The organism is Deinococcus sp. NW-56, from assembly GCF_002953415.1.
Classification (GTDB): Bacteria; Deinococcota; Deinococci; order Deinococcales; family Deinococcaceae; genus Deinococcus.
The window spans coordinates 1,046,101-1,071,083 of sequence record NZ_CP026516.1 but is presented as its reverse complement, the minus strand read 5'-3'; the positions used below and the strand labels follow the sequence as shown (position 1 = coordinate 1,071,083).

Annotated in this window: 20 protein-coding genes; 9 read left to right on the top strand and 11 right to left on the bottom strand. The window is 68.7% G+C overall.

The window, feature by feature from the left end; genetic code table 11:
• Window positions 1-43: 43 nt before the first annotated feature.
• Complete coding sequence (locus C3K08_RS05435; RefSeq protein WP_104990383.1) at window positions 44-3,271, bottom strand: heterodisulfide reductase-related iron-sulfur binding cluster; 3,228 nt, start codon at window positions 3,269-3,271, stop codon at window positions 44-46.
• A gap of 186 nt (window positions 3,272-3,457) precedes the next feature.
• On the opposite strand from C3K08_RS05435, the gene C3K08_RS05430 reads away from it, so the two are divergent.
• Genes C3K08_RS05430 through C3K08_RS05420 form a run of 3 tightly spaced genes read left to right on the top strand, consistent with a single transcriptional unit; the run spans window position 3,458 to window position 6,162 of the window.
• Window positions 3,458-3,967 (top strand): DUF2726 domain-containing protein, encoded by a 510-nt coding sequence (locus C3K08_RS05430; RefSeq protein WP_104990382.1) that lies wholly within the window; start codon window positions 3,458-3,460, stop codon window positions 3,965-3,967.
• A 28-nt stretch (window positions 3,968-3,995) separates the two neighbouring features.
• The gene (locus C3K08_RS05425) at window positions 3,996-5,018 is read left to right on the top strand and encodes an ATP-binding protein (RefSeq protein WP_104990381.1); all 1,023 of its coding nucleotides are present in this window, start codon (window positions 3,996-3,998) and stop codon (window positions 5,016-5,018) included.
• A 10-nt stretch (window positions 5,019-5,028) separates the two neighbouring features.
• The gene (locus C3K08_RS05420) at window positions 5,029-6,162 is read left to right on the top strand and encodes a VWA-like domain-containing protein (RefSeq protein WP_104990380.1); all 1,134 of its coding nucleotides are present in this window, start codon (window positions 5,029-5,031) and stop codon (window positions 6,160-6,162) included.
• Here C3K08_RS05420 and C3K08_RS05415 read toward each other — a convergent pair.
• Window positions 6,152-6,841, bottom strand: coding sequence for a metallophosphoesterase (locus C3K08_RS05415; protein WP_104990379.1), 690 nt, complete (start codon window positions 6,839-6,841; stop codon window positions 6,152-6,154). The genes C3K08_RS05420 and C3K08_RS05415 overlap by 11 nt on opposite strands.
• Before the next feature lie 50 nt (window positions 6,842-6,891).
• Here C3K08_RS05415 and C3K08_RS05410 point away from each other — a divergent pair, with 50 nt between their 5' ends.
• From C3K08_RS05410 to C3K08_RS05395, 4 genes are all read left to right on the top strand, one after another.
• Window positions 6,892-8,295, top strand: coding sequence for a hypothetical protein (locus C3K08_RS05410; RefSeq protein WP_104990378.1), 1,404 nt, complete (start codon window positions 6,892-6,894; stop codon window positions 8,293-8,295).
• Window positions 8,296-8,336: 41 nt separating this feature from the next.
• The gene (locus C3K08_RS05405) at window positions 8,337-8,672 is read left to right on the top strand and encodes a hypothetical protein (RefSeq protein WP_104990377.1); all 336 of its coding nucleotides are present in this window, start codon (window positions 8,337-8,339) and stop codon (window positions 8,670-8,672) included.
• A 184-nt stretch (window positions 8,673-8,856) separates the two neighbouring features.
• On the top strand, window positions 8,857-10,002 hold the full coding sequence (locus C3K08_RS05400; RefSeq protein ID WP_104990376.1) for a branched-chain amino acid ABC transporter substrate-binding protein: 1,146 nt from the start codon (window positions 8,857-8,859) through the stop codon (window positions 10,000-10,002).
• Window positions 10,003-10,087: 85 nt separating this feature from the next.
• A complete protein-coding gene (locus C3K08_RS05395; RefSeq protein WP_104990375.1) occupies window positions 10,088-10,549 on the top strand; it encodes an NUDIX hydrolase in 462 nt (153 codons plus the stop codon).
• A 2-nt stretch (window positions 10,550-10,551) separates the two neighbouring features.
• On the opposite strand, the gene C3K08_RS05390 is transcribed toward C3K08_RS05395, so the two are convergent.
• Window positions 10,552-13,842: a UvrD-helicase domain-containing protein gene (locus C3K08_RS05390; RefSeq protein WP_199777000.1), complete on the bottom strand. Its 3,291-nt coding sequence runs from the start codon at window positions 13,840-13,842 to the stop codon at window positions 10,552-10,554.
• A 109-nt stretch (window positions 13,843-13,951) separates the two neighbouring features.
• On the opposite strand from C3K08_RS05390, the gene C3K08_RS05385 reads away from it, so the two are divergent.
• Window positions 13,952-14,839 (top strand): cation diffusion facilitator family transporter, encoded by an 888-nt coding sequence (locus C3K08_RS05385; protein ID WP_104990374.1) that lies wholly within the window; start codon window positions 13,952-13,954, stop codon window positions 14,837-14,839.
• 66 nt (window positions 14,840-14,905) lie between these two features.
• Here the strand turns inward: C3K08_RS05385 and C3K08_RS05380 are convergent, their stop codons facing one another.
• From C3K08_RS05380 to C3K08_RS05365, 4 genes are all read right to left on the bottom strand, one after another.
• Window positions 14,906-15,115 carry a DUF1540 domain-containing protein gene (locus tag C3K08_RS05380; RefSeq protein WP_104990373.1) on the bottom strand — a complete coding sequence of 70 codons (210 nt, stop codon included), beginning with the start codon at window positions 15,113-15,115 and terminating at the stop codon, window positions 14,906-14,908.
• Window positions 15,116-15,311: 196 nt separating this feature from the next.
• On the bottom strand, window positions 15,312-15,845 hold the full coding sequence (locus tag C3K08_RS05375) for a hypothetical protein (protein WP_234009177.1): 534 nt from the start codon (window positions 15,843-15,845) through the stop codon (window positions 15,312-15,314).
• A 149-nt stretch (window positions 15,846-15,994) separates the two neighbouring features.
• Window positions 15,995-17,776 (bottom strand): translational GTPase TypA, encoded by a 1,782-nt coding sequence (gene typA, locus C3K08_RS05370; protein WP_104990371.1) that lies wholly within the window; start codon window positions 17,774-17,776, stop codon window positions 15,995-15,997.
• Between the two features lie 153 nt (window positions 17,777-17,929).
• Window positions 17,930-18,499 carry a type 1 glutamine amidotransferase domain-containing protein gene (locus tag C3K08_RS05365; protein ID WP_104990370.1) on the bottom strand — a complete coding sequence of 190 codons (570 nt, stop codon included), beginning with the start codon at window positions 18,497-18,499 and terminating at the stop codon, window positions 17,930-17,932.
• 144 nt (window positions 18,500-18,643) lie between these two features.
• Here C3K08_RS05365 and C3K08_RS05360 point away from each other — a divergent pair, with 144 nt between their 5' ends.
• Window positions 18,644-20,290 carry a methylmalonyl-CoA mutase family protein gene (locus C3K08_RS05360; protein WP_104990369.1) on the top strand — a complete coding sequence of 549 codons (1,647 nt, stop codon included), beginning with the start codon at window positions 18,644-18,646 and terminating at the stop codon, window positions 20,288-20,290.
• An 85-nt stretch (window positions 20,291-20,375) separates the two neighbouring features.
• On the opposite strand, the gene C3K08_RS05355 is transcribed toward C3K08_RS05360, so the two are convergent.
• The 4 genes from C3K08_RS05355 to C3K08_RS05340 all read right to left on the bottom strand — a co-directional run bounded on the left by C3K08_RS05355 (window position 20,376) and on the right by C3K08_RS05340 (window position 24,961).
• Window positions 20,376-21,326, bottom strand: a complete 951-nt coding sequence (locus C3K08_RS05355) for a ring-cleaving dioxygenase (RefSeq protein ID WP_104990368.1) — start codon at window positions 21,324-21,326, stop codon at window positions 20,376-20,378.
• A 100-nt stretch (window positions 21,327-21,426) separates the two neighbouring features.
• Window positions 21,427-22,602, bottom strand: coding sequence for an acetyl-CoA C-acyltransferase (locus C3K08_RS05350; protein ID WP_104990367.1), 1,176 nt, complete (start codon window positions 22,600-22,602; stop codon window positions 21,427-21,429).
• 24 nt (window positions 22,603-22,626) lie between these two features.
• Window positions 22,627-22,872, bottom strand: a complete 246-nt coding sequence (locus tag C3K08_RS05345) for a hypothetical protein (RefSeq protein ID WP_104990366.1) — start codon at window positions 22,870-22,872, stop codon at window positions 22,627-22,629.
• A 10-nt stretch (window positions 22,873-22,882) separates the two neighbouring features.
• On the bottom strand, window positions 22,883-24,961 hold the full coding sequence (locus C3K08_RS05340) for a 3-hydroxyacyl-CoA dehydrogenase NAD-binding domain-containing protein (RefSeq protein WP_104990365.1): 2,079 nt from the start codon (window positions 24,959-24,961) through the stop codon (window positions 22,883-22,885).
• Between the last annotated feature and the right edge of the window lie 22 nt (window positions 24,962-24,983).

Genomic DNA, 24,983 nt, shown 5'->3' with positions numbered 1-24,983 from the left:
AAAACGCCGCCCGGATGGACGGCGTTTGGGTCAGGAGGACAGGTCAGTCCTTTTTCTTCGGCTGCCACTTCTTGCGGCCGCCGGGGCCAGGCTCGGAGGTGGCCTGCGCGCCCTCCTCCAGCAGGTTCTCCCCGACCCGGTCGAGGTGGACGTGCTCGGTGATCGGCGCGGCGTCGACGGGGGGCTGTGGCGCGGCCGCTTCCGCCCCCCGGCGGGGCTGCCACTTGGGGCGCTCGGTGGGAGCGGGGGCGGCAGACTCGGCGGTGACGGCAGGCGGTTCCGCAGGGGTGGCGCTCGCCGCCCTAGGCGCCCACTTCTTGCGTTCGCCCGTCGCGGGAGCAGCCTCAGTCGGCACGGACACTTCGGCCTGCGGTGCCGCTTCGGGGGCCGGGACCGCAGCCGCCTTCGGGCTCCACTTCTTGCGCTCGCCCGTGGGCGCGGCCGTCTCCAATACTGGGGCCGCGACCGTAACGGACGGCTCCGGGGCGGCCTCGGCAGGCTGGGATTCGGCCGTGGCCTTCGGCTTCCAGGCTTTGCGGGCGGGGGCAGCGGCTTCGGCCTGCGCCTCGGGCACGACGGGCGTGGGGTTCACGTCGTCACTGGCTTTGGGCTTCCAGGCCTTGCGGGCCGGGGCCGCCCCCTCGCTGGTGGCGGGCGGCTGGACGTTGGACACTTCCTCCACCGGGGCCGCGCTCACGTCGTCCCCGCTTCCCTTCGGCTTCCAGCTCTTGCGGGCGGGCGCGGGACCAGTCTCGTCACTGGCGGCAGCAGGCTGGGGGCTGGCGACCTCTCCCGGCTTCCACGCCTTCCGGGGCGACGAATCCGCCGAGCTGGAGGTCAGCGGGCTGGGTGCGGCCGCCTGGGCTTCGGGCTGGGTGTCGGCGTTCCCAACCGGGCTGCCCGGCTGCGCGTTGAGCACGTCGGCGCTGGTGCTGCCCACCACGTCGTCCCCGAGGCCTGCGCTGGGGGCCGCGCCCGTGCGGGCCATCGGCGTTTCGGCGTTGGGGACGGTGGGCTGGGGCGAGTCCTCCAGGGTGCTTTCCGGCGCGGCGGTGGGGGCCACCCACTCGCCCGTCGCCCGCTGCACGCTTTCCAGCATCAGCTCGGCCACGTCCTTGACCACGATGTCGTCGTGCTTGGCCTTCTCGGGCGTCGAGTTCATCATCGACTTGCAGAAGGGGCAGCCCACGGCGACCACCTTGCCGGTCTGCTCGTACTCGGCGACCGCCTGCGTGGCGCCGTCCAGCCGGGCCTGAATCTCGCGGAAGCGGTTGTCGGAGACGCGCTCGCGGCCCTCTTCCTCCTCCTTCCAGAACTGCGCCCCGCCCGCCCCGCAGCAGAAGGACCCCTCGCGGCTGCGCTCCAGCTCCAGCACCTGTCCGGCCATCTGGGTGATCAGCGTGCGCGGCGCGTCGTACACGCCGTTGTGACGGCCCAGGTAGCAGGGGTCGTGGTAGGTGACGTGCTCCTGAAGCTGCGCCAGGGGCAGCTTGCCCGCCGCGACCAGCGTTTCGAGGTACTCGGTGTGATGGATGGTCTGGTAATGGCCGCCAAGCTGCTTGTACTCGTGCCCGATGGCGTTCATGCAGTGCGGGCAGGTGGCGACGATCAGCTTCGGGCGCACGGAGTTGAGCGTCTCCACGTTCTCCTGGGCGAGCTGCTGGTACAAGAACTCGTTCCCCGCCCGGCGGGCCGAGTCGCCCGTGCAGGCTTCCTTCTTGCCCAGGACGGCGTAATTCACGCCCGCCTTGTCGAGCAGTTGCACGAAGGCGCGGGACACCTTCTGGGCGCCGGGGTCGTAGGAGGCCGCGCAGCCCACCCAGTAGATGACGTCCGGCTCGGGGTTTTCGTCGATGGTAGGCACCTTCAGCCCCTCGGCCCACTCCATGCGCTTGTCACGGGAAATGCCCCAGGGGTTGCTGGCCCGCTCCATGCCCCGGAAGGCGGTCTGAAGCTGCGGGGGGAACTCGCCCGCGACCATGACCTGATGGCGGCGGATGTCGATGATGTCGAGCATCTGCTCGTCCTGCACCGGGCAGACCTGCATGCAGGCGCCGCAGGTCGTGCAGGCCCACACCGACTCCTCGTTGATGGCGAACTCCAGCAGCGGGTGCGCGGTGCTGGCCCCCGACTCGAAGGCGGTCGGCCGCAGCACGAAGGGGCTGGGGTGCGGAGCGCCCGCCGGAGCCGCGAGACCCTGCGCGGCGAAGCCCAGGGTACTGGGGCCGCCCAGCAGCACGCCGCTCTGCCCGTTGGAGGTCAGGTCGTTGAGCTCCATGCGCTTGTTAATTTCCAGCGCGGCGGGACTCAGGGCCTTGCCAGTCGCGTTCGCCGGGCATACATCCTGGCAGCGGTTGCACTGGATGCAGGCGTAGGCGTCCAGCAGCCGGGGCCACTCGAGGTCCTCGAGTTTCTCGGCGCCCAGCTTGGGTTCCTCAGCCTCCATCGCCTCTTCCAGCCCCTTCATGGGGGGCAGCACGCCCGAGCCGACCGGACGCTTGAGGGCGTAGTTGATCGGCGCCATGAAGATGTGGATGTGCTTGGTGTAGGGGAAGTAGGCCAGGAACGCGAGCACGCTGCCCAGCGCTCCCCAGTACCCGAAGATGCGCCAGTTCTGGATCGCCTGCTCACTCAGGCCCGAGAACAGCGCCGACCCCAGCGCCGACGAGATGGGCTGGAAGGCGTCGTAGCGGCCCAGGTCGCGGGCTTCTTCCACCATCTTGGCGGCGTTGCCCAGGATGCGGCTGCCGACGTGGAAGAAGATGAAGCTCGACACGATCAGTGAGTCGCGCTTGATGAAGTTGTTCTTGACACGCGGGTGCAGCAGCGTCTTCTCGGTGAAGCGGAAGTCCCGCTTGGACGGGTGGAAGAGGCGGCGCACCACCAGGCTCACCACGCCGACAAGGACCAGGAACGACAGCACGTCGGCCAGCAGGTTGTAGGTGGCGCCCAGGAAGGTATCGGAATAGATGTGGAAGGGGATAAAGCCTTCCAGTCCGTCCACCACGTTCACGAGCAGGTAGTACACGAACCCGTAGAAGATCAGGCTGTGCAGCGCACTGACCCACGGGCGGCGGCGGAAGGTGCGCTCCTGCGTCAGCGAGGTTTTGGCGGCGTACCACAGCCGCGACCCCATCTCGTTCCAGCGGATCTCGGAGGCGGGGGCGCCCCGGCGAATCCGCAGGTAGAGGCGGTAAAAGCCCCACAGGCCGTACAGTCCGGCGACCAGGGCGAAAAGGAAGAAGAGGATTTTATGTTCGAGCGGCAGCAAGGGCAGGGCCTCCTGAGATGGGCGCGGCAGACAGAGTGGACGCAGGTAAATTGAACCGGGTCAAAGAATCGGGGGAAGTATAGCGGGGGCGTGGGGGAAAGAAGGGCAGTTTGGCCCAGTCTACGCGGGGAAAGGGTGACGAAGATGCCGCCCCGGCCCGCCCGCCGACCCGGTAGGCTCGCCCGTATGGCTCCCCTCGGTTGTCTCGCCAGCCTGTTCGGTGTCCGGGAAACGCCCCGCGCCCAGCCCACCCCGCCGTCCCCACCGGGCACCGTGCCCGACCGCCTGCCCGTGGAGGTCAAGCGGTATTTCTTCAGCCGGGACGAGCACGCTTTCTTCGGGGCGCTGGAGGAAGCGCTGGCGGGCACCTCCTACCGGGTCTTTCCGAATGTCCGGCTGAACGATCTGTTCAAAATCACGGCGCAGGAGGGGCGGCAGGCGACCTACGCGCGGCTCAGGGACAAGCACGTGGACTTTCTGATCGTGGACGGTGGGGCGGCTTACCGCCCGGTGCTCGCCATCGAGCTGGACGGGGCCTCCCACGGCAGCGAAAAACAGCAGCACCGGGACGCGGTGAAGGACGTAGCATTCCGGTCGGCGGGATTGCGGCTGGTGCGCCTCCCCTCGCGGGCGTACTCGGCGGGCGAGTTGCGCGAACGCTTGCGCGGCGAACTGTCCGCCCCCTCTCCGCGCTGACCCGCCCCCACGCGCTACCCTCTCCCCCGTGACCCTCACCCCCGCCGAGTTGCAGTCGTACCTTTCCGCGCTAGTCACGGGGAACCTCAAGCTCTCCACCATGATCTGGGGGCCGCCCGGCGTGGGCAAAAGCAGCGTGGTCGCGCAGGTGGCCGCCGCGCACGGGCTGGACTTCGTGGATGTGCGCCTCTCGCAGCTCGCGCCCACCGACCTGCGCGGTCTGCCGGTGCCCGAGGCCGACGGCCAGGGCGGGGGCGTGAGCCGCTGGTATCCGCCCGAGTTCCTGCCACGCGGGGGGCAGGGCGTCCTCTTCTTGGACGAGGTGAACATGGCCCCGCCCACCATGCAGGGGATGGCGCAGCAGCTCATCCTCGACCGCCGGGTCGGGAGCTACGAGCTGCCGGAGGGCTGGTTCGTGTGGGCCGCAGGCAACCGCAAGGAGGACCGGGCGAGCGTCTTTGACATGCCCCCGCCCCTCGCCAACCGCTTCCTGCACCTCGGCGTGCGGCCCGACTTCGACTCGTGGCGCTCCTACGCGCTGGGGAAGGGGCTGCACGAGCACGTGATCGCCTTCCTGACCTTCCGGCCCGAGTTGCTGCACCACCTGGACCCCACGCAACCCGCGTGGCCGAGTCCCCGCGCGTGGGAGATGGCCGCGCAACTGCACCGCGCCGGGCTGGACGCTGCGCCCGCCGTGGGGGAGGCGGCCGGGGCCGAGTTCGCCGCCTTCGTCCGGCTGTACGAGGGCCTGCCCGACCTGGGGCTGGTGCTGCGCGGCCAGGGCGCAGGGCTAAGGCTGCCCGCCGAACCCAGCGTCCGGTATGCCGCCGTGGTGGGCCTCGCCGCCCGCGCCGCCAATGCGGACGAGGCCTACCACGCCTTCACCTGGCTGGCCGACGCCGCCGGGCCGGAGTGGTTGCAACTGTATGTCGCCACGCTGGTGAGCAAGTTCCAGGCGACCGGACAACTCGGCGACCTCGCCGGGCTGCTCTCGCGCGACGAGCGGCTGGCCACGCTGGTGGCGGGGACGCTGGAGCTGGCGGGGGGATGAGGGCCGCCCCGTGACCTCCCCCGACCTCCAACCGTTGATCTCCGGCTCGCGGCTGCGGCTGCGGGGCAAGTCCGCCTTTTTCGCCACGCTGCTGCTGCACGCGGAGTTCGTGCCCTCGCGCGAGGTCGCGGCGGCAGGCACCGACGGCGAGCGGGTGTACGTGAATCCGGAGGTGGCGGCCAGCCTCCCGCCCGACGTGCTCGACGGCCTGCTGCTGCACGAGGTCCTGCACGCGGCGCTCTCGCACGTGCCCCGCCGGGGACCGCGCGAGAAGAAGCGCTGGAACCGCGCCGCCGACACCATCGTGAACGGGATGGTCGCCGCCGCCGGGCTGCCGCTGCCGCCGGGGGCCGCCCGCGACGAGCATCTGGAGCGCCTCAGCGTGGAGGAGGTCTACACCTCGCTGGAAGGCCGCGAAGCCCAGGACGGCCAGGACGAGGCCGACGATCTGCTGGACGGCCCGCCCTCCGACGCCCCGCCGCGTGACGGCAAGCCGGGGGGCCAGGGGGCGCGGCAGTGGCAGCAAGCACTCGCGCAGGCCCGCAGCGTGGAGGCGATGGCGGGGCAGGGGCACGACCCCCTGGGCATGCACCGCGAACTCGCCCGGCTCTCGCCCGCGCGGCTGGACTGGCGGGCGCAGCTCTGGCGCTTTCTGGCGCGGACGCCGGTGGACTTCGGGGGCTTCGACCGCCGCTTTGTGGGACGGGGGCTGTATCTGGAGGCGCTGGACGACGAGTCGCTGACCGCCCTCGTCGCCGTGGACACCTCCGGCAGCGTGGACGACGCGGCGGTGCGGGCGCTGGTGGCCGAGGTGCAGGGGGTGCTGGGCGCGTACCCGCACGTCCGCGCGACCCTCTACTACGCCGATACCGAAGCCTATGGCCCCTGGGAACTGCGCCCCGGCGACCCCATCCCCCCGCCCCAGGGCGGCGGCGGCACCGACTTCCGGCCCATCTTCGCGCTGGCGGAGACGCACGAGCCGGACGTGCTGATCTACCTCACCGACGGCTACGGTGACTTTCCGACCCAGCCTCCCCGTATGCCGACCCTCTGGGTAGTCCCCCCCGGCGGGCTGGAGGACGAGGGCTTTCCCTTCGGGGACGTTCTGCGGCTGGCCGAGGAGGGCGAGGGCTTTACGGCCTGAGGCCGGTCCGCACCATGTAGGCTTCAGCGCCGCCGTCCGGGGCGTGGTCGGTGGCCCACCGTGCGGCGGCTTCGGTGTCGTAGGGCGTGCGGCAGAAGGTCACGTTCCAGACCCCCGCGCGGCGCTCCAGCAGCACCCAGCGGGCGGTGGGGTCGCCGTCCTTCTGGCGTGAAACGGCCCCGGCATTCACGAAGGTGAGGCCGTCCCGCGTCCAGACTGCCTCGGTGTGGGTGTGCCCGACGACGACGACCTTCGCGCCCGGCCAGTTCTGCACCCGCGCCATCTTCTCCTCGTCGGACAAGTTGAACAGGGCCTCCCACGCGTCCGCCGGGCTGCCGTGGGCCAGCAGCACCTCGCCGTCCGCCGCCGTCGCCGTCAGGGGCAAAGCGGCGAGTTCGGTGGGCACGCCGCCAAGTTGCCCTTCCAGAAACTCGCGGTAGGCCCGCGTCTCGGCCTCCAGTTCGCTGGGGTCGGCCAGAAAGAACTCGTCGGTATTGCCCCGCACGGTGGGGGGCGCGTGTTCGCGCTGCAAGGCCCACGCCCCCGCCGGGTCCGCCATGCCCCACACGGTGTCCCCGAGGTTGGAGGTGGCATCGGGACTCACAGCGCGGAGGTCCTCCAGCACCGCCTCCAGCGCGAATCGGTTGCCATGAACATCGGTCAGGATGGCGAGGCGCATGGGGTCATGGTGGCACAGCCTCCCGCCCCGGCATCTGGCATCATCGCCCCATGACGATTCCCGAACCCGACTCGCGCACGTTGGCGGCCCTGTCCCCGGAAGCGGCCCTGGCCGCAGCGCAGGCGCCCGGCGCGACGGCGGGGACCCTGTCGGGCCTCGCCGGGCACCCCGACGCGCGGGTGCGCTCGCAGGTGGCGCGGCACCCCAACACGCCCGCCGAGGTGCTGGGCACGCTGGCCCCCGCCTTTCCGCGCGAGGTGTTGCACAATCCCGGCCTGCCGCTGATGCGCCTCGCCCGGCCGGGACTGCTGAACCTCTTTCCGGCGGAGGGGGTCACGGCCCTGCTCGCGCTGCCCGAGGCCCCAGCCTGGGTAGTAGACGGCGCAGCCCGACACGAGGACTTCGGGGTAAGGACGGCCCTCGCCGCCCGGCCGGGGCTGGGGGCCGAGCGGGTGCAGGCCCTCGCCGCCGACGCGGGCTGGCAGGTGCGCGAGGCGGTGGCGCGGCGGCCCGACCTCTCGGAGCCGCTGGTGCGGCAACTCGCCGCCGACGACGACTACGACGTACGCAAGGCGGTGGCGGCCCGCCCCGACCTCCCCGGCGACGTGCTGCGGACGTTGGTGACCGATGCGCACGGCTTCGTGCGGGCCTCGGTCGCGCGGCGGCTGGACCTGCCGCTGGACTGCCTGCTCACGCTGGCAACCGACGACGACCCCGACGTGCTCTCGACCCTGGCGCGGCGGGTGGACCTGCCCCGCAACGTGCGTGACTGGCTGGCGGCGAACGAGCACCCCAGCGTGCGGGCGGCGGCCCTGCAAGCCTGGACCGTGCCGCCGGAGGCCCTCGCCCGCGCCGAGCACGACGCCGAGGACGAGGTCCGCGCGGCCCTGGCCCGACGCCCCGACGCGCCGCCGGAGCTGCTGGTGCGGCTGGCGGGCGACGAGGCCGAACAGGTTCGCCGCGCCGTGTTGGAACGCACCGACCTGCCGGAAGACGCCGTACTCGCCCTCGCGCATGCCCCGGAGCAGGACATCCGCCTGCATGTGGCGAGCGCCGAAGGGCTGAGCGGCGCGGTGCTGGACGTGCTGCTGGACGACTCGGACACCGCCGTGCGGACCCTGCTCGCCGTGCGCCCCGACCTCAGTCCAGAGCGCCTAGCCCGTCTCGCCGCCGACCCTGACCCAGAGGTGCGCCGGGCGGTGGCCTACGCCGAGGCGCCCGGTGACGCGGTGCTGACCGTCCTCGCCGCCGACCCCAACATCGGGGTGCGCCGCGCCGCCGCCCGGCACCCGGCCCTCTCCCCCGCCCTCCTGCCCGCGCTGGCCGCCGATGCCGACGAGGGAGTGCGCCTCGCGGCCGCGGGGAGAAACGATCTGCCGGAGGAGCTGCGCGAGCGGCTGCGGGCCGACCCCGACCCCAGCGTGCGGGCGGAGGTGGGCGGAGCCTCCTTCTGAAGTTGGACGCGCAGGGGACGGCAGGCGTACACCATGCCCGAGTGAACCTGCTGCGCCCGCTTGCTCTGGCCTCTGCCCTGCTGCTGGCGGGCGCCTCCACTCCAGTGCTGCTGCCCACCATTCCCCCAGGGCTGAGCACCGACGAGCGGGTGTTTGCCCGGCAGGCCCTGCGGGACGCCTTCCAGCTTCTGGACCACCCAGCGCAGCGGCTTCTGACCTTCCGTCTGCGGGTGGTGAGCGTCATGCCGGAAGGGGTGCCAGGCGATTGCGGCGAACTTCCTTTCGTCAGCCGCCAGCGTTACCGGGGAAAGGTCCAGGCGCTGACGGTGTTCGGGATTCCCTACCAGACCTTCTGGGTCACCTGCGAGGGCGTCTGAACGAAAGGCCGTTCGTGTCGGCTGTTGCCCCGCCCCAGCTACTGGCGCTCCTGCCCAGCTGTCCACCCAGTCGGGCCAGGTGGGTTGGTCGTCTCAGCTTCCTCCGGAATACTGCCCGCACCCGGCGGCGGAAGTTCCAGGGGCTCTCCCCAGGCCCCGGCGCCGGAGCGCATCAGGAGGCTGAATGAAAACGACCGTGACTGTGATGGCTGCCCTCGCCCTGAGCACCGCAGGCGCCCAGACGACCATCAAGATTGCCAGCCTCGCGCCGCTGTCGGGCGGCCAGAGCGCCATCGGCCTTCAGGCCCGCAACGGCATTCAGCTCGCGGTGACGGAGTACCAGCCGCAGTTCAGGAAGCTGGGGTTCACCTTGCAGTTCGTGCCCTTTGATGACCAGGCCGACCCCGCGACCGGCACGTCCGCCGCCCGCAAGATCGCCGCCGACCGCCAGGTGCTGGGGGTCGTGGGGGCGCTCAACAGCGGCGTGACCATTCCGGTGAGCGCCGTGCTCGCTCCCAGCCGGGTGGCGATGGTCAGCTCGGCCAGCACCGCGAACAACGTGACCGACCGGGGCCTGAGCAACATGAACCGCATCGTGGCCCGTGACGACGCGCAGGGTCCGGCAGGAGCGCAGTTCCTCACGAACACGCTGAAGGCCAAGAAAATCTACATCCTGAACGACAAGACGGCCTACGGCGAAGGTCTCGCCAATGAGGTCGAAAAGGCGCTGAAGGCCGGGCGCGTGCAGGTCGTGGGCAACGAGGGCACCGAGGAGAAGAGCGACTTCTCCTCCATCATTGCCAAGATCAAGCTTCAGCGCCCCGACGCCATCTACTTCGGCGGCATCTACAACCAGGTCGGCGTGTTCCTCAAGCAACTGCGCGAAGCCGGGATCACCACCCCGGTCGTCGGCGGGGACGGGCTGGACAGCGCCGAACTGCTCAAGATCGCGGGCAAGGGCGGGGAGAACGTGTACTACACCACCGCCGCCGCCCCGGTCGAGGCGCTGCCCGCCGCCAAGACCTTCGCCAGCAAGTACCAGAAGACCTTCAAGCAGCCCGCCCAGGGCTTCGCGGTCTTCGGCTACGACGCCGCCAAGGTCGTGCTCCAGGGCATCCTGAACGCGGCCAAGGCCAACGGCAACAAGGCCCCCAGCCGCCAGCAGGTCGAGTCGGCCATTCGCAAGGGCACCTTCACGGGGCTGCTGTCGGGCCGGGTCAACTTCAACAGTGTGGGGGACCGTCAGGCGGCCACCCTGTACGTGATGAAGGTGGGCGGCGGCAAGGTCAAGCTCAGCACCACCCTGCCGGTCAAGCTCAGCAAGCGCTGAAGTTCAGCCCCTCCCATCACGCCACGTCCTCCAGTTGGACGTGGCGTGATGCTGTTTGGCCTGCCCACTGCGCCAGACTGCCCCCATGACCGACATCCGTTTGCCTCTGGGCGGCCTGAAGTTCAGCGTCCGGGTCGCCATCCTCTGCGTGCGGGGAGACCAGCTGCTCGCCAACACCGCCGACGGGCTGGGCTTCTGGTTCCTGCCGGGCGGCGCCCTGTCCACGGACGAGGACGTGGCGACCTGCGCCGCCCGCGAGTGGGAGGAAGAGCTGGGAGTTCCGGCAGGCCCGCTGCACCTCGTGGGCGTGCTGGAAAACTTCTTCGGCCCGTCGAGCAAGCGCCAGCATGAGCTGGGCTTCTACTTCCGCATGGAGGCGCCACCGGAGCTGCCACAGACCCCCTTTTCCGTGCTGGACAGCCCGGAGACGACCTGTGAGTGGGTGCCCCTCTCCGAGCTGTCCGCCCGGCCGGTCTACCCGCTCGCTGTAGCGGACTTCCTGAGCGCTGGCCCCGGCGAGGTGCGCCACCGCGTCGAGCGGAATTGACCTCAGGCGGGGGACAGGTTGGCGAACTTGACCAGCAGCTTCTTGGTGCCCACTGAGGGAAAGTGCACGGTGACCTCCTGCCGGTCCCCGACGCCTGCCACCGCCAGCACCTGCCCCTCCCCGAACTTGGGATGCTTGACCTTCTCGCCGCCCCGGTAGGCCATGCCTTCGGTCATCGGGCTGGTGTTCTTGACGGCGGCAGGACGGGTGGGCACGGTCGGGCGGTAGTCTTTCCAGCTCTTCTGGCGGTACTCCACGACCTGTCCGTAGGGGTCCACGGTGTCGAAGCCGTCACCCAGTTCCTCCAAAAAGCGGCTGTCCTCGGCGGCAATCGTCTTGCCGTACTGCATGCGGTTTTGCGCGGCGGTCAGGAAAAGCCGCTCCATCGCCCGCGTGATGCCCACGTAAAAGAGCCGCCGCTCCTCCTCGATGCCGCCGGGTTCGATCAGCGCGTTCTTGCTGGGAAGCAGGCCTTCTTCCGCCCCCACGATAAACACCACCGGGAACTCCAGCCCCTTGGCGTTGTGCAGGGTCATCAGGGTGACGGCTTCCTCGGGCTTGTCGCGGTTCTCGGTGCGCGAGCGCATGTCGTCCACGCTGGAAAGCAGCGCGGCGTCGTCGAGGAAGTCTGCGATGGTGCCCTCGTGTTCGCCCGACCATTCCTCGGCGGCGTTGACGAGTTCGTCGAGGTTCTCCATGCGGACCTGCCCTTCCTGCCCCTCCTGCCGCAGCAGGTCGAGGTAGCCGCTGTGCTCGATCACGTAGCGCAGGAACGGCCCCGGCTCGTAGTTGTCGGCGGCCTCGCTCATCGCCTGCATGAGCTGAGCGAACTCGACGGGCTTCTGCGCCCCCCGGTCCAGGATGTTCAGTTCCTGGGCATTCGCGCAAGCGGTCAGGAGGGAGGTGCCGTTCACCCGTGCCCACTCCATCAGCCGCTCGAGCGCCGTGTCCCCGATGCCGCGCCGGGGCCGCCCGATGATGCGGCGCAGGGCCACGTCGTCGTCCGGGTTGATGGCGAGCCGGGCGTAGGCGAGGATGTCGCGGATTTCCCGGCGGTCGTAGAAGCTCACGCCGCCCACGATCTTGGCCGGAATCTGCACCCGCCGCAGCGACTCCTCGATCACGCGCGACTGAGCGTTCGTGCGGTAGAGGACCGCCATGTCGGTGAAGGGCCGCCCCTCGCCGTGCAGCCGCGTGATCCACTCGGCCACGAAGTCGCCCTCTGCCCGGTGGTCCGGAGCACGGTGGAAGACGACGGGGTGCCCGTCCTCCTTGACCGCCTTCAGGGTCTTGTCCAGCCGCTCGGAGTTGTTCTCGATGAGCTTGTTGGCGAGGTTCAGGACGCGGGCGCTGGAACGGTAGTTGTGTTCGAGCATGTAGACCTTGGCGTCGGGGTAGTCCTTCTGGAAGTCGAGGATGTTCTGGATGTCGGCGCCACGAAACTTATAGATGCTGTTGTGAACGAGGAGGCCACCCGCCACATAGGTATGGGTGGGAGAAACCGTCAGGTCATAGACGGGGCCGTCGTAGGCTTCCTGGGAAACGGCTTCCACGCTCACTTCCCTCAGTTCGCCTTCCTCCTGAGCAAGCATCTTCATGCCGGGGTGCAGGTGCGAGAGGGGCAGGAAGACATACATCTTCCCGCCGACCAGCGCCTTGCGCTGGAGTTCCAGCCCACCGTCCCGGGCGATGTGCTGTGCCTCGACCAGGGCCTGCGCGTAGTCCTTGCGGCTGACCTCCAGGCGAAAGCCGCCCTTGCCGTTGCCCCGGACGGGGTGTCCAGTGTCCAGCAACTTCTGGGCGATGTCGGCTCGGTTGCTGCTCCACTGAATGCGGTGATAGCCGATCAGACCATGACGGTGATCGGAATACATGATCAGGTTCACGCTCTGGCGACGTACCCCGTTTTGCGGCCGGTGGTGCGGAAAGTCGGGATGCAGGTGCAGGTCCGCCATCAGCCGCCGCGCTGCTCCTGCCGTATCCAGCTCGGCGAAGAGCCGAGTCAGGTGGTCCTCGCTCAGGGCAAGGTTGCGCCCGACCCCGTGAAAGAGGGCCGTGGGCAGGCCATAACGCGCCGCGTAAAGCGCTTCCCAGTAAGCGGCGTCCGCACGCGAGTCACAGACACGGAGCACCCACACCTTGTCGCCGTTCTCCTGATTGAGCCGGACCCGGTAGCCGTAGTCCGTCTTGCCCTCGCTGTTCTGCCGGGCACCCACCGTCAGGCCGACCCGGTAGCCCCGGTCCTCGCGGTACATCAGGTAGACGTACCACTGCCCGGCCATCGGCTCGTGCCGCGCCAGGACGACATGATGGGGTGTGCCACGTAGGGTCCGTCCTCCCACCGTGACCTTCCAGAGTGGCCCCTGGAAGTGTCCCCGCTTGACGTGGGTCACGCGGCCGGGCACCAGTCCCCCTCCCCCACCTGTACCGCACACGAAGTCGCCTTCCTCGACCGTCTCGATGGGCCGCTCGCCCTGCGGCGTACAGACGGGCGTGCCGGGCGGCAGACACTGATCGGGGTCTCCCACCACAAGCAAGTTCCGGTCCCGACTCGCCAGCAGGCGCGTCAGTTCGTACTGCGCCTTGTTCGTGTCCTGGTACTCGTCCACGTGAATGAACTTCGCCCGGTCCTGCACCCGGTCGAGAACGGCGGGCACCTCCTGAAAGAGCCGCACCGTCTCGGTGATCAGGTCCCCGAAGTCGATCGCGTTCTGGCCCTTCTTGCGGGCTTCGTAGCGCCGGTAGGCCTCGGCGGCGGCCTCGCGCGGAATCCCGCTGATAAAGAGTTCGGGTGAGCGGTCGAGGTCGGCGGGCGTCAGCAGGTTGCTCTTGGCCCGGTCGAGGATGGAGCGCAATACGCGCGGGTTGGTGTCCGGGCCGATGCCGGGAATGGACCCCATGACCTCCTTGAGGATGTCCATCTGGTCGTCGTCATCGTAGATGACAAAGCCCCGCCGCAGCCCGATGTGCTCCCCGTAGGCCCGCAGAATCCGCACCCCCGCCGAGTGGAAGGTGCTCATCCACAGGCGGTCCGCCCCCTGCACGAGGTGCTTGGCCCGCTCGCGCATCTCGGCGGCGGCCTTGTTGGTAAAGGTCACGGCCAGAATCTCGCCGGGGTCGGCCCCGTAATGCCCGATCAGGTGGGCGATGCGGTAGACCAGCGTGCGCGTCTTGCCGCTGCCCGCTCCCGCGATCACCAGCGCCGGGCCGGTGTGGTGATTGGCGGCCTGCGCCTGGTTGGGGTTGAGCTGCGAAAGCAGGGGGGAATCGGGCAGGTCCGGCACGGTCGTCACCGGGGGAGTGTAGCAGAGCGGGTTACGCCCAGGACAGAATGGCGGGTGGTGGGGGTGTTCCCGGCCCGGTGCCGCCTCCCGCCTCATCCAATCCTGTTACGCTCGCCGGATGGACCGTTCGGCCAGCATTGCCCTGGGCAGCGTGGTGGTGGCGCTTATCGTGCTGGCCCTCAAGTTGCTGGCCTATCAGGTGACGGGCAGCGTGGCCCTGTACTCGGACGCGCTGGAAAGCATCATCAACGTGGCCGCCGCCGCCGCCGCCCTGATCGCCCTGCGCGTCTCGGCGCGGCCCGCCGATGCCACGCACCCCTACGGGCATTCCAAGGCCGAGTATTTCAGCGCGGTGGCCGAGGGCGTCCTGATCGTGCTGGCGGCCTTCAGCATCGTGCGCGAAGCGCTTCCCGCGCTGGGGGCTCCGCGCACCTTGGAGGCTCCCTGGAACGGCCTGGCGATCAACCTGGGGGCCACTCTGCTCAATGGGCTGTGGGCGGGCGTGCTGCTGCGGACGGGCCGCGCAGCGCGGTCCCCGGCGCTGCTGGCCGACGGACGGCACGTCTTGACCGACGTGGTGACCAGCGTGGGGGTGCTGGCCGGGGTCGCCCTCGCTGCCCTGACCGGGGTGGGCTGGCTGGACCCGGCGCTCGCGCTGCTGGTGGCCCTGAACATTCTCTGGAGCGGCTGGCACCTCGTGCGCGAGAGCGTGGGCGGCCTGATGGACGCGGGGGTGGACAAGGCCACCGAGGACCGCATCCGCCACCTCCTGCGTGTTCATGCGGACGGAGCGTTGGAGGTTCACGACCTGCGCACCCGGCACGCGGGCCGCATGACCTTCATCGAGTTTCACCTCGTCGTGCCGGGTGCCATGACCGTTCAGGACGCCCACGCCATCTGCGACCGATTGGAAGAGGCCCTGTTTGCCGAGGTGCCCGGCGTGGCCGTCACCATCCACGTCGAGCCGCCCGACAAGGCCAAGCATCACGGGGTCGTGGTGGTCTGACGCAGCAGCACTATGAAAGAGGGCCGGGGAATCGTCACCCGGCCCCTGTGTTGAGAGGTCGAGCGTTCAGCGGGTGCCCTCGCCCATCCGTGCGGAGTCGCCCTGGCCGTCCTGGGGGCTGAAGGTCAGGCACTGGGCCATCTGGCCGCTGAAGTCGACCTCGATCTGACCCGCCGTGCAGTTTTCCTGCTCGTTGTAGCGGCAGTTCGTGGCCCCGCAGCGGCTCACGACGCTCTGCCCTTCTCCCATCTTCCGGCCCTGTTGCATGTCGTTCATGGTCTGGCCTCCTGAACGCAGGGTGCGCCAGGAGGAAACCGGGGAACGTAGCCTCTGCCGCAAAATGAAGGCTGAGCCACAATCCTGACTGATCCGGGCAGGATTCTCCGGGGGTACGGAAAAGGCTGTGCTGGACGAGGGGAAGGTCACCACATCCAGCACACAGCTCCGAGCGGCCATCCGCCTTTGGTAAAGCTCAGTTCAGCAGCGTGCCCCGGATGCCCTGGGCACAGGCGATCCGGTGGGCCACCTCCCGCGCGTCGAGTTCGCCGTGTTCGCGCAGGCCCGCCGCGACCACCTCGACCTCGGCCCAGGAGCGTCGCAGCAGGGCGCGGGCGCGGGCTTCCAGCACGGTGAGCTGGGCGTCCAGCACTTCCAGCTCCTCGGGGTCGGCGAGGGTGGCGGTCAGCAGGGCGCGGGAGTCACGGCAGACGGGACCCTCCCCTGCGCCCACCGCGAGGCCCAGCAGCCGCCCCATCGCGGAGCGGGCCAGGCCGACCAGGGCGACCTCCTCGCGCAGGCCCCGGTTCAGGGCCATGGCCTGGGGGTCGGGCGCGAGCGCGTAGGTCACGCCGGGCGTCTCGCCCAGGGCCACCCGCTCCACCCGCAGGGGAGCGCGGGGGTGCATGTGGGCCAGCACCGCCTCCGCCGCCAGCAGCAGCGAGGGGGTGCGGAGGTCGCCGGAGGGCGCGGTCGTTGGGAGGGAAGCGGGGGTAAGGGTCGTCGTCATCATCCTGACTCTGAAGCTCAGGTTAATGGACGCGCCCGCCCCCGAACAGGGACACAGGTCGCTGTCCGTGTGACTGGACGGGGGACGAATGATGCTCCATAGAAACCCCCCCAGAAGCACCTGGGGGGTCCTGTTGTTCCTGAGGGAGCTTACTTGCGGAAGCTGGGGTTCAGCACCTTCTTGCGAAGGCGGATGCTCTGGGGAGTCAGTTCCACCAGCTCGTCGTCTGCGATGTACTCCAACGCGTCTTCGAGGCTCAGGCGACGCGGGGGAATCAGGGTCAGGGCCTCGTCCGCGCCCGCCGAGCGCACGTTGGTGAGCTTCTTGTTCTTGCAGACGTTGACGTTCATGTCCTGCTCGCGGGCGTTCTCGCCCACGATCATGCCCACGTACACGTCCTGGCCCGCGTCGATAAAGAAGGTGCCCCGGTCTTGCAGCTTGAAGATCGAGTAGGCGAAGGCCACCCCGTCTTCCATGCTGACCAGCGAGCCGTTCTGGCGGGTCTTGAGGTCCCCGGCCCACGGCGCGTACCCGTCGAAGATGTGGCTCATGATGCCCTCGCCCTGGGTCATGGAGAGGAACTGGGTGCGGAAGCCGAACAGGGCGCGGGAGGGAATCTTGAACTCCACCCGCACGCGGCTGCCCTGCGGCTCCATGTTCACCATCTGGCCCTTGCGGGCGCCCAGCACGCCGATCACGGTGCTGGAGTGCTGCTCGGGCACGTCAATGACGAGGTGCTCGATAGGCTCGTGCTTCTGCCCGTCGATCTCGCGGATAATGACCTGCGGCGCCCCGACCTGCACCTCGTACCCCTCGCGGCGCATGGTTTCCAGCAGGATCGAGAGGTGCAGCTCGCCGCGCCCCGAGACCTTGAACTCGTCGGGGCGGATCTCCTCGACGCGCAGCGATACGTTGGTCATCACCTCGCGCTTCAGGCGGTCGTTGAGGTGGCGGGAGGTGACGTACTTGCCCTCCTTGCCCGCGAAGGGGCTGGTGTTGGGCTGGAAGACCATCGACACGGTCGGCTCGTCCACCGTGATGATGGGCAGCGCCTCGGGGTCCGCGAGGTCGGCGATCGTCTCCCCGATCTGCGCGTCCTCGATCCCGGCGAGGGCCACGATGTCCCCGGCGCCCACCTCGTCGGCCTCGATGCGGCGCAGGCCCAGGTGCGTGAAGGGCTGCACCACGCGGGTCTTGGTCATCGTGCCGTCCTTGTGGATCAGTTGCACGAACTCGCCCTTCTTCACCTTGCCGCGCTGCACCCGCCCCAGCACGATGCGCCCGAGGTACTCGGAGTAATCGAGGTTGGTCACCAGCATCTGGAAGGGGGCTTCGAGGTCGACCTTCGGCGCGGGGATGTGCTCCAGCACCATCTCGAACAGCTCGTGCATGTCGTCTTGCGGCTTGTCGAGGTCTTTGAAGGCCTTGCCGTCGCGGGCGATGGCGTACAGGATCGGGAAGTCGAGCTGGTCGTCGTTGGCGCCCAGTTCGGCCATCAGGTCGAAGGTGAGGTTGACGACCTCTTCCGGGCGAGCGTCGTTGCGGTCGATCTTGTTGACGACCACGATGGGCTTGAGGCCCAGTTCGATCGCCTTGCGCAACACGAAGCGGGTCTGGGGCATCGGCCCCTCGGCCGCGTCCACCAGCACAAGCGCCCCGTCCACCATGCCGAGGACGCGCTCCACTTCCCCGCCGAAGTCCGCGTGGCCGGGGGTGTCCACGATGTTGATCTTGACGCCCTTGTACTCCACGGCGGTGTTCTTGGCGAGAATGGTGATTCCGCGCTCGCGTTCGAGGTCGTTGGAGTCCATCGCCCGCTCGGCGATCTCCTCGCCGTGGCCGAGCTTGAGGGTCTGCTTGAGCAGGCCGTCCACCAGCGTGGTCTTGCCGTGGTCGACGTGCGCGATGATGGCGATATTGCGGTATTCCATGTCTTCAGCTCCCTTTGTGCGGAGCCGTTAGCTCTCAGCGGTCAGCCTTCAGCTCTCAGCTCATCTGCATAAAAAAGCCCGCCGCATGTCCGGTCTGGACGGTGGGCGGGATACCCGATCGGAAATTCTAGCAGATGGGCCGGGGGCAGAAGGTCACTTCCGACGGCTGCTGTGGTCCCCCTCCGCGAACTCCTCGATCATCTTCCGGTTGAAGGCGGGCAGGTCGCCCGGCTTGCGGCTGGTCACGACGCCCTTGTCGGTCACGCATTCCTCGTCCACCCACTCGGCGCCGGAGAGGGTAAGTTCGCGTTTCAGGCTGGGCCAGCTTGTCATGCGGAGGCCCTGGCTGATGCCTGTCTCGGACAGGCTCCAGGGACCGTGGCAGATCGCGGCGATGGGCCTCCCCGCGTCGTACATCTCGCGCACGAAGCGCATGGCGCCCTTGTCCAGCCGCAGCGTGTCGGGGTTGACCGTGCCGCCGGGAAGCAGCAGGCCGTCGTAGTCCGAGGCCTGGACCTCCGACACCACCCGGTCCACCGCGTACTTGCCCTTCGGCTCGATGTCGCCCTTCATGGACTGAATCTCGCCCGGCTTCAGGCTGATCAGGTCGGCGGTGGCTCCGGCCTCCTCCAGCGCCTGGCGCGGGCTGGTAAGTTCGATCTCCTCCACCCCATCGGTGGCGAGGATGGCGATTTTCTTGCCCTGCAACTGTCCTTTCGTCATGGCCCCAGCCTGCCGCGCGAAGATGGACGCGGGCGGAGAGGACGCTCAACGCGGAATCAGGACACCGGCCACGCGCGGCCCGTCTGCTACCCTGGAACGCGACCTAACGAGCGTTCGATTCGGCTCCCGGCCGGAGGTAATTTCATGAAGACCAAGAACGAGTGGATGCAGAGCGTCTACCAGCCCGCCGCGCAGAAATTTCCCGAGCGCAAGTACAACTTCAAGAACCTGTCCGACATGGACCCCGAGCCGATCTACACGGCCGACGACCTGGGGGACTGGGACGCCGAGCGCGACCTGGGCTACCCAGGCGAGTTCCCGTACACGCGCGGCGTGCAGAGCAGCGTGTACCGGGGCAAGCTCTGGACCATGCGCATGTTCGCGGGCTTCGGCAGCGCCGAGCAGACCAACGAGCGCTTCCACGCGCTGCTCAAGGCCGGGCAGACGGGCCTCTCGACGGCGTTTGACCTCCCCACCCTGATGGGCTACGACTCCGACCACCCCTTCTCCAAGGGCGAGGTCGGCAAGTGCGGCGTGGCGGTGAGCAGCCTTGCGGACATGGAGATTCTCTTTCAGGGCATTGACCCGGAAAAAGTCACCACCTCCATGACGATCAACTCGCCCGCCAACGCGATCTGGGCGATGTATATCGCCAACGCGCAGAAGCAGGGCAAGGACCTGACCAAGATCGGCGGGACGATCCAGAACGACATCCTCAAGGAGTTCATCGCCCAGAAGGAGTTCATCTACCCGCCCGCCCCGAGCGTGAAGCTGGTGATCGATACCTTCGAGTGGGGTCCCAAAGTGGTGCCCAAGTTCAACTTCATCTCGGTGAGCGGGTACCACATCCGCGAGGCCGGGGCGACGGGCGTGCAAGAGCTCGCCTTCACGCTGGCGGACGGCTTCCACTACGTGGAAAAGGCGCTGGAGCGGGGGCTGGACATCGACGAGTTCGCGCCGCGCATCTCGTTTTTCTGGGACATCCACAACGACTTCTTCGAGGAAATCGCCAAGCTGCGGGCCGCCCGCCGCATCTGGGCACGGCAGATGCGCGACCACTACGGGGCGAAGAACCCGAGGTCGTGGATGTTGCGGACGCACTCGCAGACCGCCGGGGTATCTCTGCCCGCGCAGCAGCCGCTGAACAATATCGCCCGCGTCGCTATTCAGGCGCTCGCGGCGGTGCTGGGCGGCACCCAGAGCCTGCACACCGACGCCTATGACGAGGCGCTGGCCCTGCCGACCGAGCAGAGTGCGGCCATCGCCCTGCGGACCCAGCAGATCATCGCCTATGAGACGGGCGTGGCCGGGGTCATCGATCCGCTGGCGGGCAGCTACTACGTCGAGAAGCTGACCAGCGACATCGAGGCCGCCGCGATGGGCTACATCGAGCAGATTCGCGCGATGGGCGGTGTGGAGGCCGGGATCGACAACGGCTTCTTCCAGCTCGAAATGGCCGAAGCCGCCTACCGCTACCAGCGCGAGGTGGAGCGGGGGGACCGCATCATCGTGGGCGTCAACGAATTCGTGCAGGACGCGGTGGAAGTGCCCATCCAACTGATCGACCCCGAGGTCGAGCGGGTGCAGGAGGCGCGACTGGCGCAGGTCCGGCGCGAGCGTGACCCCAAGCGGGCGGAGGCGGCGCTCGAAGCCCTGCGCGACGCGGCGGTTACCGGGGCGAACACCATGCCCGCCTTCCTGGAGTGCGCCCACGCCTACACCACGCTGGGCGAGCAGATGGACACGCTGAAGAAGGTGTACGGGGAGTACGTGGAGCCGGTGCTGGTGTAACAGGAAGCGGACAGCCGTCAGCTTTCAGCAGCCAGCACAAGAAGGGGGGCCACCCGGTTGGGGCGGCCCCTCTTCTCGGTGTGGGTCAGGTCAGCGGCGTCAGCCCCGCCTCGATCTGCGCCCGGTGGGGTTCGAGGAAGGGGGCCAGGACCAGCGTTTCGCCCAGGTGGGCGGGGTCCTCGTCCACCGCGAAGCCGGGGCCGTCGGTGGCGAGTTCGATCAGGATGCCCTGCGGCTCGCGGTAGTACACCGAGCGGAACCAGTGGCGGTCCACCTCGCCGCTGGTGCGCAGGCCCAGCCCCGCAAGGTGGGCGGCCCAGGCGTGGTAGTCCTCGTCGCGCACCCGCAGGGCGAGGTGGTGGACGCCGCCCGCGCCGGGGCGAGCCGGGGGCAGGGAGGGGTCGAGGCGCAGGTGCAGTTCGGCGTGGGGGCCGCCCTCCCCCATCGCGTAGACGTGGATGGTCCGCGCGGGGTCCTCGGGGTCTGGGTAGGTACCCGCCGCGCCCAGGCCGTACACCCGCGTCAGCACCCGCTCGGTGGGAAAGAGGCCGGGGAGGGTGAGTTCGGACGGGCCGAGGCCGAGGATTTGATGCTCGGCGGGGACCGGGCTGCCCTCCCACGGTACGCCCGCTGGCCCGCCCCCCACCACGCTGAGGCGCTGGCCTTCGGGGTCCGCGAAGTCGAGGTGAGGACGGCCCGCGCGGGTGACCGGGGTGACCTCCAGCCCCTGCCCGCGCAGGTGCCCGGCCCACCACTCCAGGCTGCCCCCCGGCACCCGCAGGCCCGTCCGGGTAATCGAGTTGTTTCCGCGCGTCTCGGGCGGCACCGGCCACTCGAAGAAGGTCAGGTCGCTGCCCGGACTGCCCGCCCCATCCGCAAAGAAGAGGTGGTAGGCGCTCACGTCGTCCTGATTGACGGTCTTCTTGACCAGCCGTAGCCCCAGCACCCGCGTGTAAAAGTCGAGATTAGCCCGCGCGTTCGCCGTCACCGCCGTGACGTGGTGCAGCCCGTGAGGAATGAGAGGAGAGCCCGTCATGCCCCCAGTCTAATCGTTTAACATTAAACGATTATGGCTTGAGCCACAAGAATCCCCCGGCCACGAGGCAACCGGGGGTCTGCTGACGGCTGACCGCTTCTTACAGCACTTCGAACAGTCCGGCCGCGCCCATGCCGCCGCCCACGCACATGGTCACGACGACGTGCTGCACGCCCCGGCGCTGGCCTTCGAGCAGGGCGTGACCCACCAGCCGGGCGCCGCTCATGCCGTAAGGGTGACCGACCGAGATCGCGCCACCGTTGACGTTGAGCTTGTCGTCGGGAATACCGAGCTTCTCCTGGCAGTACAGCACCTGTACAGCAAAGGCCTCGTTCAGCTCCCACAGGCCGATGTCGTCCACGGTCATGCCGAAGCGCTTCAGCAGCTTGGGCACCGCGTACACCGGGCCTATCCCCATCTCGTCGGGTTCGGTACCCGCGACGGCCATGCCGAGGTAGCGGCCCAGGGGCTTCAGGCCCCGCGCCTGGGCCATCTCGGCGTCCATCACGATGCTGGCGGAGGCCCCGTCGGAGAGCTGCGAGGCGTTGCCCGCCGTGATCTGGTTGCCCTCGCCGCGCACGGCCTTGAGGGAGCGCAGGCCCTCCAGAGTGGTGTCGGGGCGGTTGCCCTCGTCCTTGGTGATCGTGATCTCGCGCAGGGTGACCTCGCCGGTCTCCTTGTTGGTCACGTTCATGCGGGTGGTCACGGGGATGATCTCGGCGTCGAACAGGCCCTCGGCCTGGGCGCGGGCGGTGCGCTGCTGGGACCGGAGGGCGTACTCGTCGCAGCGCTCGCGGCTGACCGAGTAGCGCTGGCCGACCACCTCTGCCGTGTCGATCATGGGCATGTAGATGCCGTTGTGCATGGAGAGCAGTTCGGGATCGGGGCCGACGCGCATCTCGGGCGTCTGCACCAGCGAGATGGACTCCACGCCGCCCGCGACGACCACGTCCATCCGGTCCACGATGACCTGCTTGGCGGCGGTGGCGATGGACATCAGGCCGGAAGCGCACTGGCGGTCGATGGACATGCCCGCGACCTCCACCCCCAGCCCGGCCCGCAGCGCCGCGTTGCGCCCGATGGTGGTCTGCACGCCCTGCTGCATGGCGGCGCCCATGATGCAGTCGTCGATGTCGGCGGGTTGAACTCCAGCCCGCTCCACGGCGGCGCGGATGGCCTGCGCGGCCAGCGTGGGCGAGGGGGTGGCGTTAAAGGCGCCCCGGTAGGCCTTGCCGATGGGGGTGCGGGCGGTGGAGACGATGACAGCTTCACGCATGGGGAAACTCCTCAAAAACAAGAATTAGAACCAAGCTTCGTGCATGGCGGCTAACAAGTGGGAATCAAGAGTGTAGGTTTTTGATTCCGGCAACACGGCGTCGATGTCACAGAGGGGACACAGCGCGGTCTGCTCCTCATCAATCCATTCCGTGATTTCAGAAGGATTGAAGAAGCGTTCGCAGTAGAAGCAGCCGCACCTCTCAGAGGCCAGAACAGCTTTCCGATGATTCGTGCAGAACCCGTGGACATACCGCACGCGCACTTCCATCAGCCCTCCCTCAAGCCGTTCCCTTCGCCCGGTCCCACCCCGCGAACGACCCGCCCTCCTCGGCCAAGCGCTTGAGCAGTGGCGCGGGCGTCTGGCCGTACTTCTCCAGGGCGGCGACCACGTTCTTCAGGCCCATCTCGTCGGCGTAGCCCATCGGCCCGCCCCGGTGGGCGGGGAAGCCGTAGCCGTAGATGTAGATCACGTCGATGTCCCCGGCCCGCTGCGCGATGCCCTCGTCCAGAATCTGGGCGCCCTCGTTGACCAGCGAGTAGACCAGCCGCTCGGTGATCTCCTCCTGGCTCAGTTCACGGGATTCCACGCCCTTCTCGGCGCGGTAGTCCTCGATGAGTTGGGCGACCTCCGCGTTGGGCCTGGGCTTCCGGTCCTCGCCGTAGTCGTAGATGCCCGCCTGCGTCTTCTGGCCCTTGCGTCCGCGCTCCACGATGCGGTCGAGCCAGCCGTCGGGTTTGGGCAGGCCGCGCACCTTGGCCTGGTGCTGGCGAATCAGGTAGCCCACGTCCAGCCCGGCCATGTCGCTCATCTGGAAGGGTCCCATCGGCAGGCCCAGCGCGTTCATCGCGGCGTCGGCGTCCTGGGGGTTGGCGCCCTCCTCTACCAATTTGCGGGCCTCGTCGCCGTAACGGTGAATCATGCGGTTGCCGACAAAGCCGTCGCACACGCCCACGACCACACCGACCTTGCCGATGCGCCGGGCGAGGGCCATGCTCGTCGCCAGCACCGAGTCGCTGGTCTTGTCGGCGCGGACGATCTCCAAGAGCTTCATCACGTTCGCCGGGCTGAAGAAGTGCAGGCCGATGACCTGCTCGGGCCGCCCGGTCACGGCGGCGATCTCGTTCACATCGAGGGTCGAGGTGTTCGTGGCGAGAATCGCGCCGGGCTTGGCGATGGCGTCGAGCTTGGTGAAGATGTCCTTCTTCACGCCCATGTCCTCGAAGACAGCCTCGATGATGATGTCGGCGTCCGCGAGGTCTTCCATGTTGAGGGTGGGTGTGAGGAGCGACATGCGCTTCTCCACGTCCTCCATGCTCAAGCGGCCCTTTTTCGCGGTGTTCTCGTAGTTGCGGCGGATGACGGACAGGCCCCGGTCGAGCGCCTCCTGGGTGGTTTCCACGATGGTGACGGGAATGCCCACGTTCAGGAAGTTCATCGCGATGCCGCCGCCCATCGTGCCCGCGCCGATGATTCCGGCGGACCCAATGTCGGTGGTCGGCGTGTCCTTGGTAATGCCCGGAATCTTGCCCGCCTCGCGCTCGGCGAAGAAGATGTGGCGCAGGCCGCGCGACTGCGGCGAGTCCTTGGCGGCCATGAACAGGCGGGCTTCTTCCTCCCAGCCCACCGCGAAGGGTTGGGTGGTCGTCATCTCGGCCAGATCGATGATGAAGCTGGGCGAGAGCTGGCCCCGGTGGGTCTTCTTGATGCCCTCGCGGGCGGCGGCGAAGACCTGCGGGCTGACGCCTTCCACCGTGCGCTCACTGATGCGGGGAAGGGGGCGCAGGTTGGCGTGCTCGCGGGCGAAGGCAATGGCTCCCTCGCGCAGGTCACCCTCCACGAGGGCGTCCACCAGACCGAGGTCCTTCGCCTCCGGCGCCTTGATGGGATTGCCGGAAAGCATCATCTCCAGCGCCTTTTGCACTCCCACCACGCGGGGCAGGCGCTGGGTGCCGCCTGCGCCGGGGAGGACGCCGAGCTTGACCTCGGGCAGGCCCATCCGCGCGTCCCTCACGGCTACCCGGTAGTTGCAGGCGAGCGCGATTTCCAGGCCGCCCCCCAGCGCCGTGCCGTGAATGGCGGCGACGGTGGGCTTGGGAAAGGCGTCGAGGCGCGAGATGAAGCCGCGCAGGTCGGGCGCCTGCTCGCGGGGCAGGTCGAAGGTCTTGATGTCCGCCCCCGCCACGAAGGTGCGCCCCCCGCCGATGATGACGACGCCGCGAATGCCCTCGTCTCCCTCGGCGGCGTCGAGGCCCGCGTGCAGGCCCTCGGGCACGCCCGGCGAGAAGGCGTTCACGGGCGGGTTGTTGATGGTCAGGACGAGAATGTCCCCCTCGCGGGTCTGATCGACGATGCTCATGCAGGTGGCCTCCTTTGGTGTG

What these genes read in the sequence shown, in the direction of transcription:
- C3K08_RS05375 (WP_234009177.1), bottom strand. Translation starts at nt 15,845, where the DNA reads ATGACGACGACCCTTACCCCCGCTTCCCTCCCAACGACCGCGCCCTCC.
- C3K08_RS05410 (WP_104990378.1), top strand. Translation starts at nt 6,892, where the DNA reads ATGACGATTCCCGAACCCGACTCGCGCACGTTGGCGGCCCTGTCCCCG.
- C3K08_RS05340 (WP_104990365.1), bottom strand. Translation starts at nt 24,961, where the DNA reads ATGAGCATCGTCGATCAGACCCGCGAGGGGGACATTCTCGTCCTGACC.
- C3K08_RS05385 (WP_104990374.1), top strand. Translation starts at nt 13,952, where the DNA reads ATGGACCGTTCGGCCAGCATTGCCCTGGGCAGCGTGGTGGTGGCGCTT.
- C3K08_RS05395 (WP_104990375.1), top strand. Translation starts at nt 10,088, where the DNA reads ATGACCGACATCCGTTTGCCTCTGGGCGGCCTGAAGTTCAGCGTCCGG.
- C3K08_RS05345 (WP_104990366.1), bottom strand. Translation starts at nt 22,872, where the DNA reads ATGGAAGTGCGCGTGCGGTATGTCCACGGGTTCTGCACGAATCATCGG.
- C3K08_RS05365 (WP_104990370.1), bottom strand. Translation starts at nt 18,499, where the DNA reads ATGACGAAAGGACAGTTGCAGGGCAAGAAAATCGCCATCCTCGCCACC.
- typA (WP_104990371.1), bottom strand. Translation starts at nt 17,776, where the DNA reads ATGGAATACCGCAATATCGCCATCATCGCGCACGTCGACCACGGCAAG.
- C3K08_RS05380 (WP_104990373.1), bottom strand. Translation starts at nt 15,115, where the DNA reads ATGAACGACATGCAACAGGGCCGGAAGATGGGAGAAGGGCAGAGCGTC.
- C3K08_RS05430 (WP_104990382.1), top strand. Translation starts at nt 3,458, where the DNA reads ATGGCTCCCCTCGGTTGTCTCGCCAGCCTGTTCGGTGTCCGGGAAACG.
- C3K08_RS05400 (WP_104990376.1), top strand. Translation starts at nt 8,857, where the DNA reads ATGAAAACGACCGTGACTGTGATGGCTGCCCTCGCCCTGAGCACCGCA.
- C3K08_RS05350 (WP_104990367.1), bottom strand. Translation starts at nt 22,602, where the DNA reads ATGCGTGAAGCTGTCATCGTCTCCACCGCCCGCACCCCCATCGGCAAG.
- C3K08_RS05360 (WP_104990369.1), top strand. Translation starts at nt 18,644, where the DNA reads ATGAAGACCAAGAACGAGTGGATGCAGAGCGTCTACCAGCCCGCCGCG.
- C3K08_RS05355 (WP_104990368.1), bottom strand. Translation starts at nt 21,326, where the DNA reads ATGACGGGCTCTCCTCTCATTCCTCACGGGCTGCACCACGTCACGGCG.
- C3K08_RS05415 (WP_104990379.1), bottom strand. Translation starts at nt 6,841, where the DNA reads ATGCGCCTCGCCATCCTGACCGATGTTCATGGCAACCGATTCGCGCTG.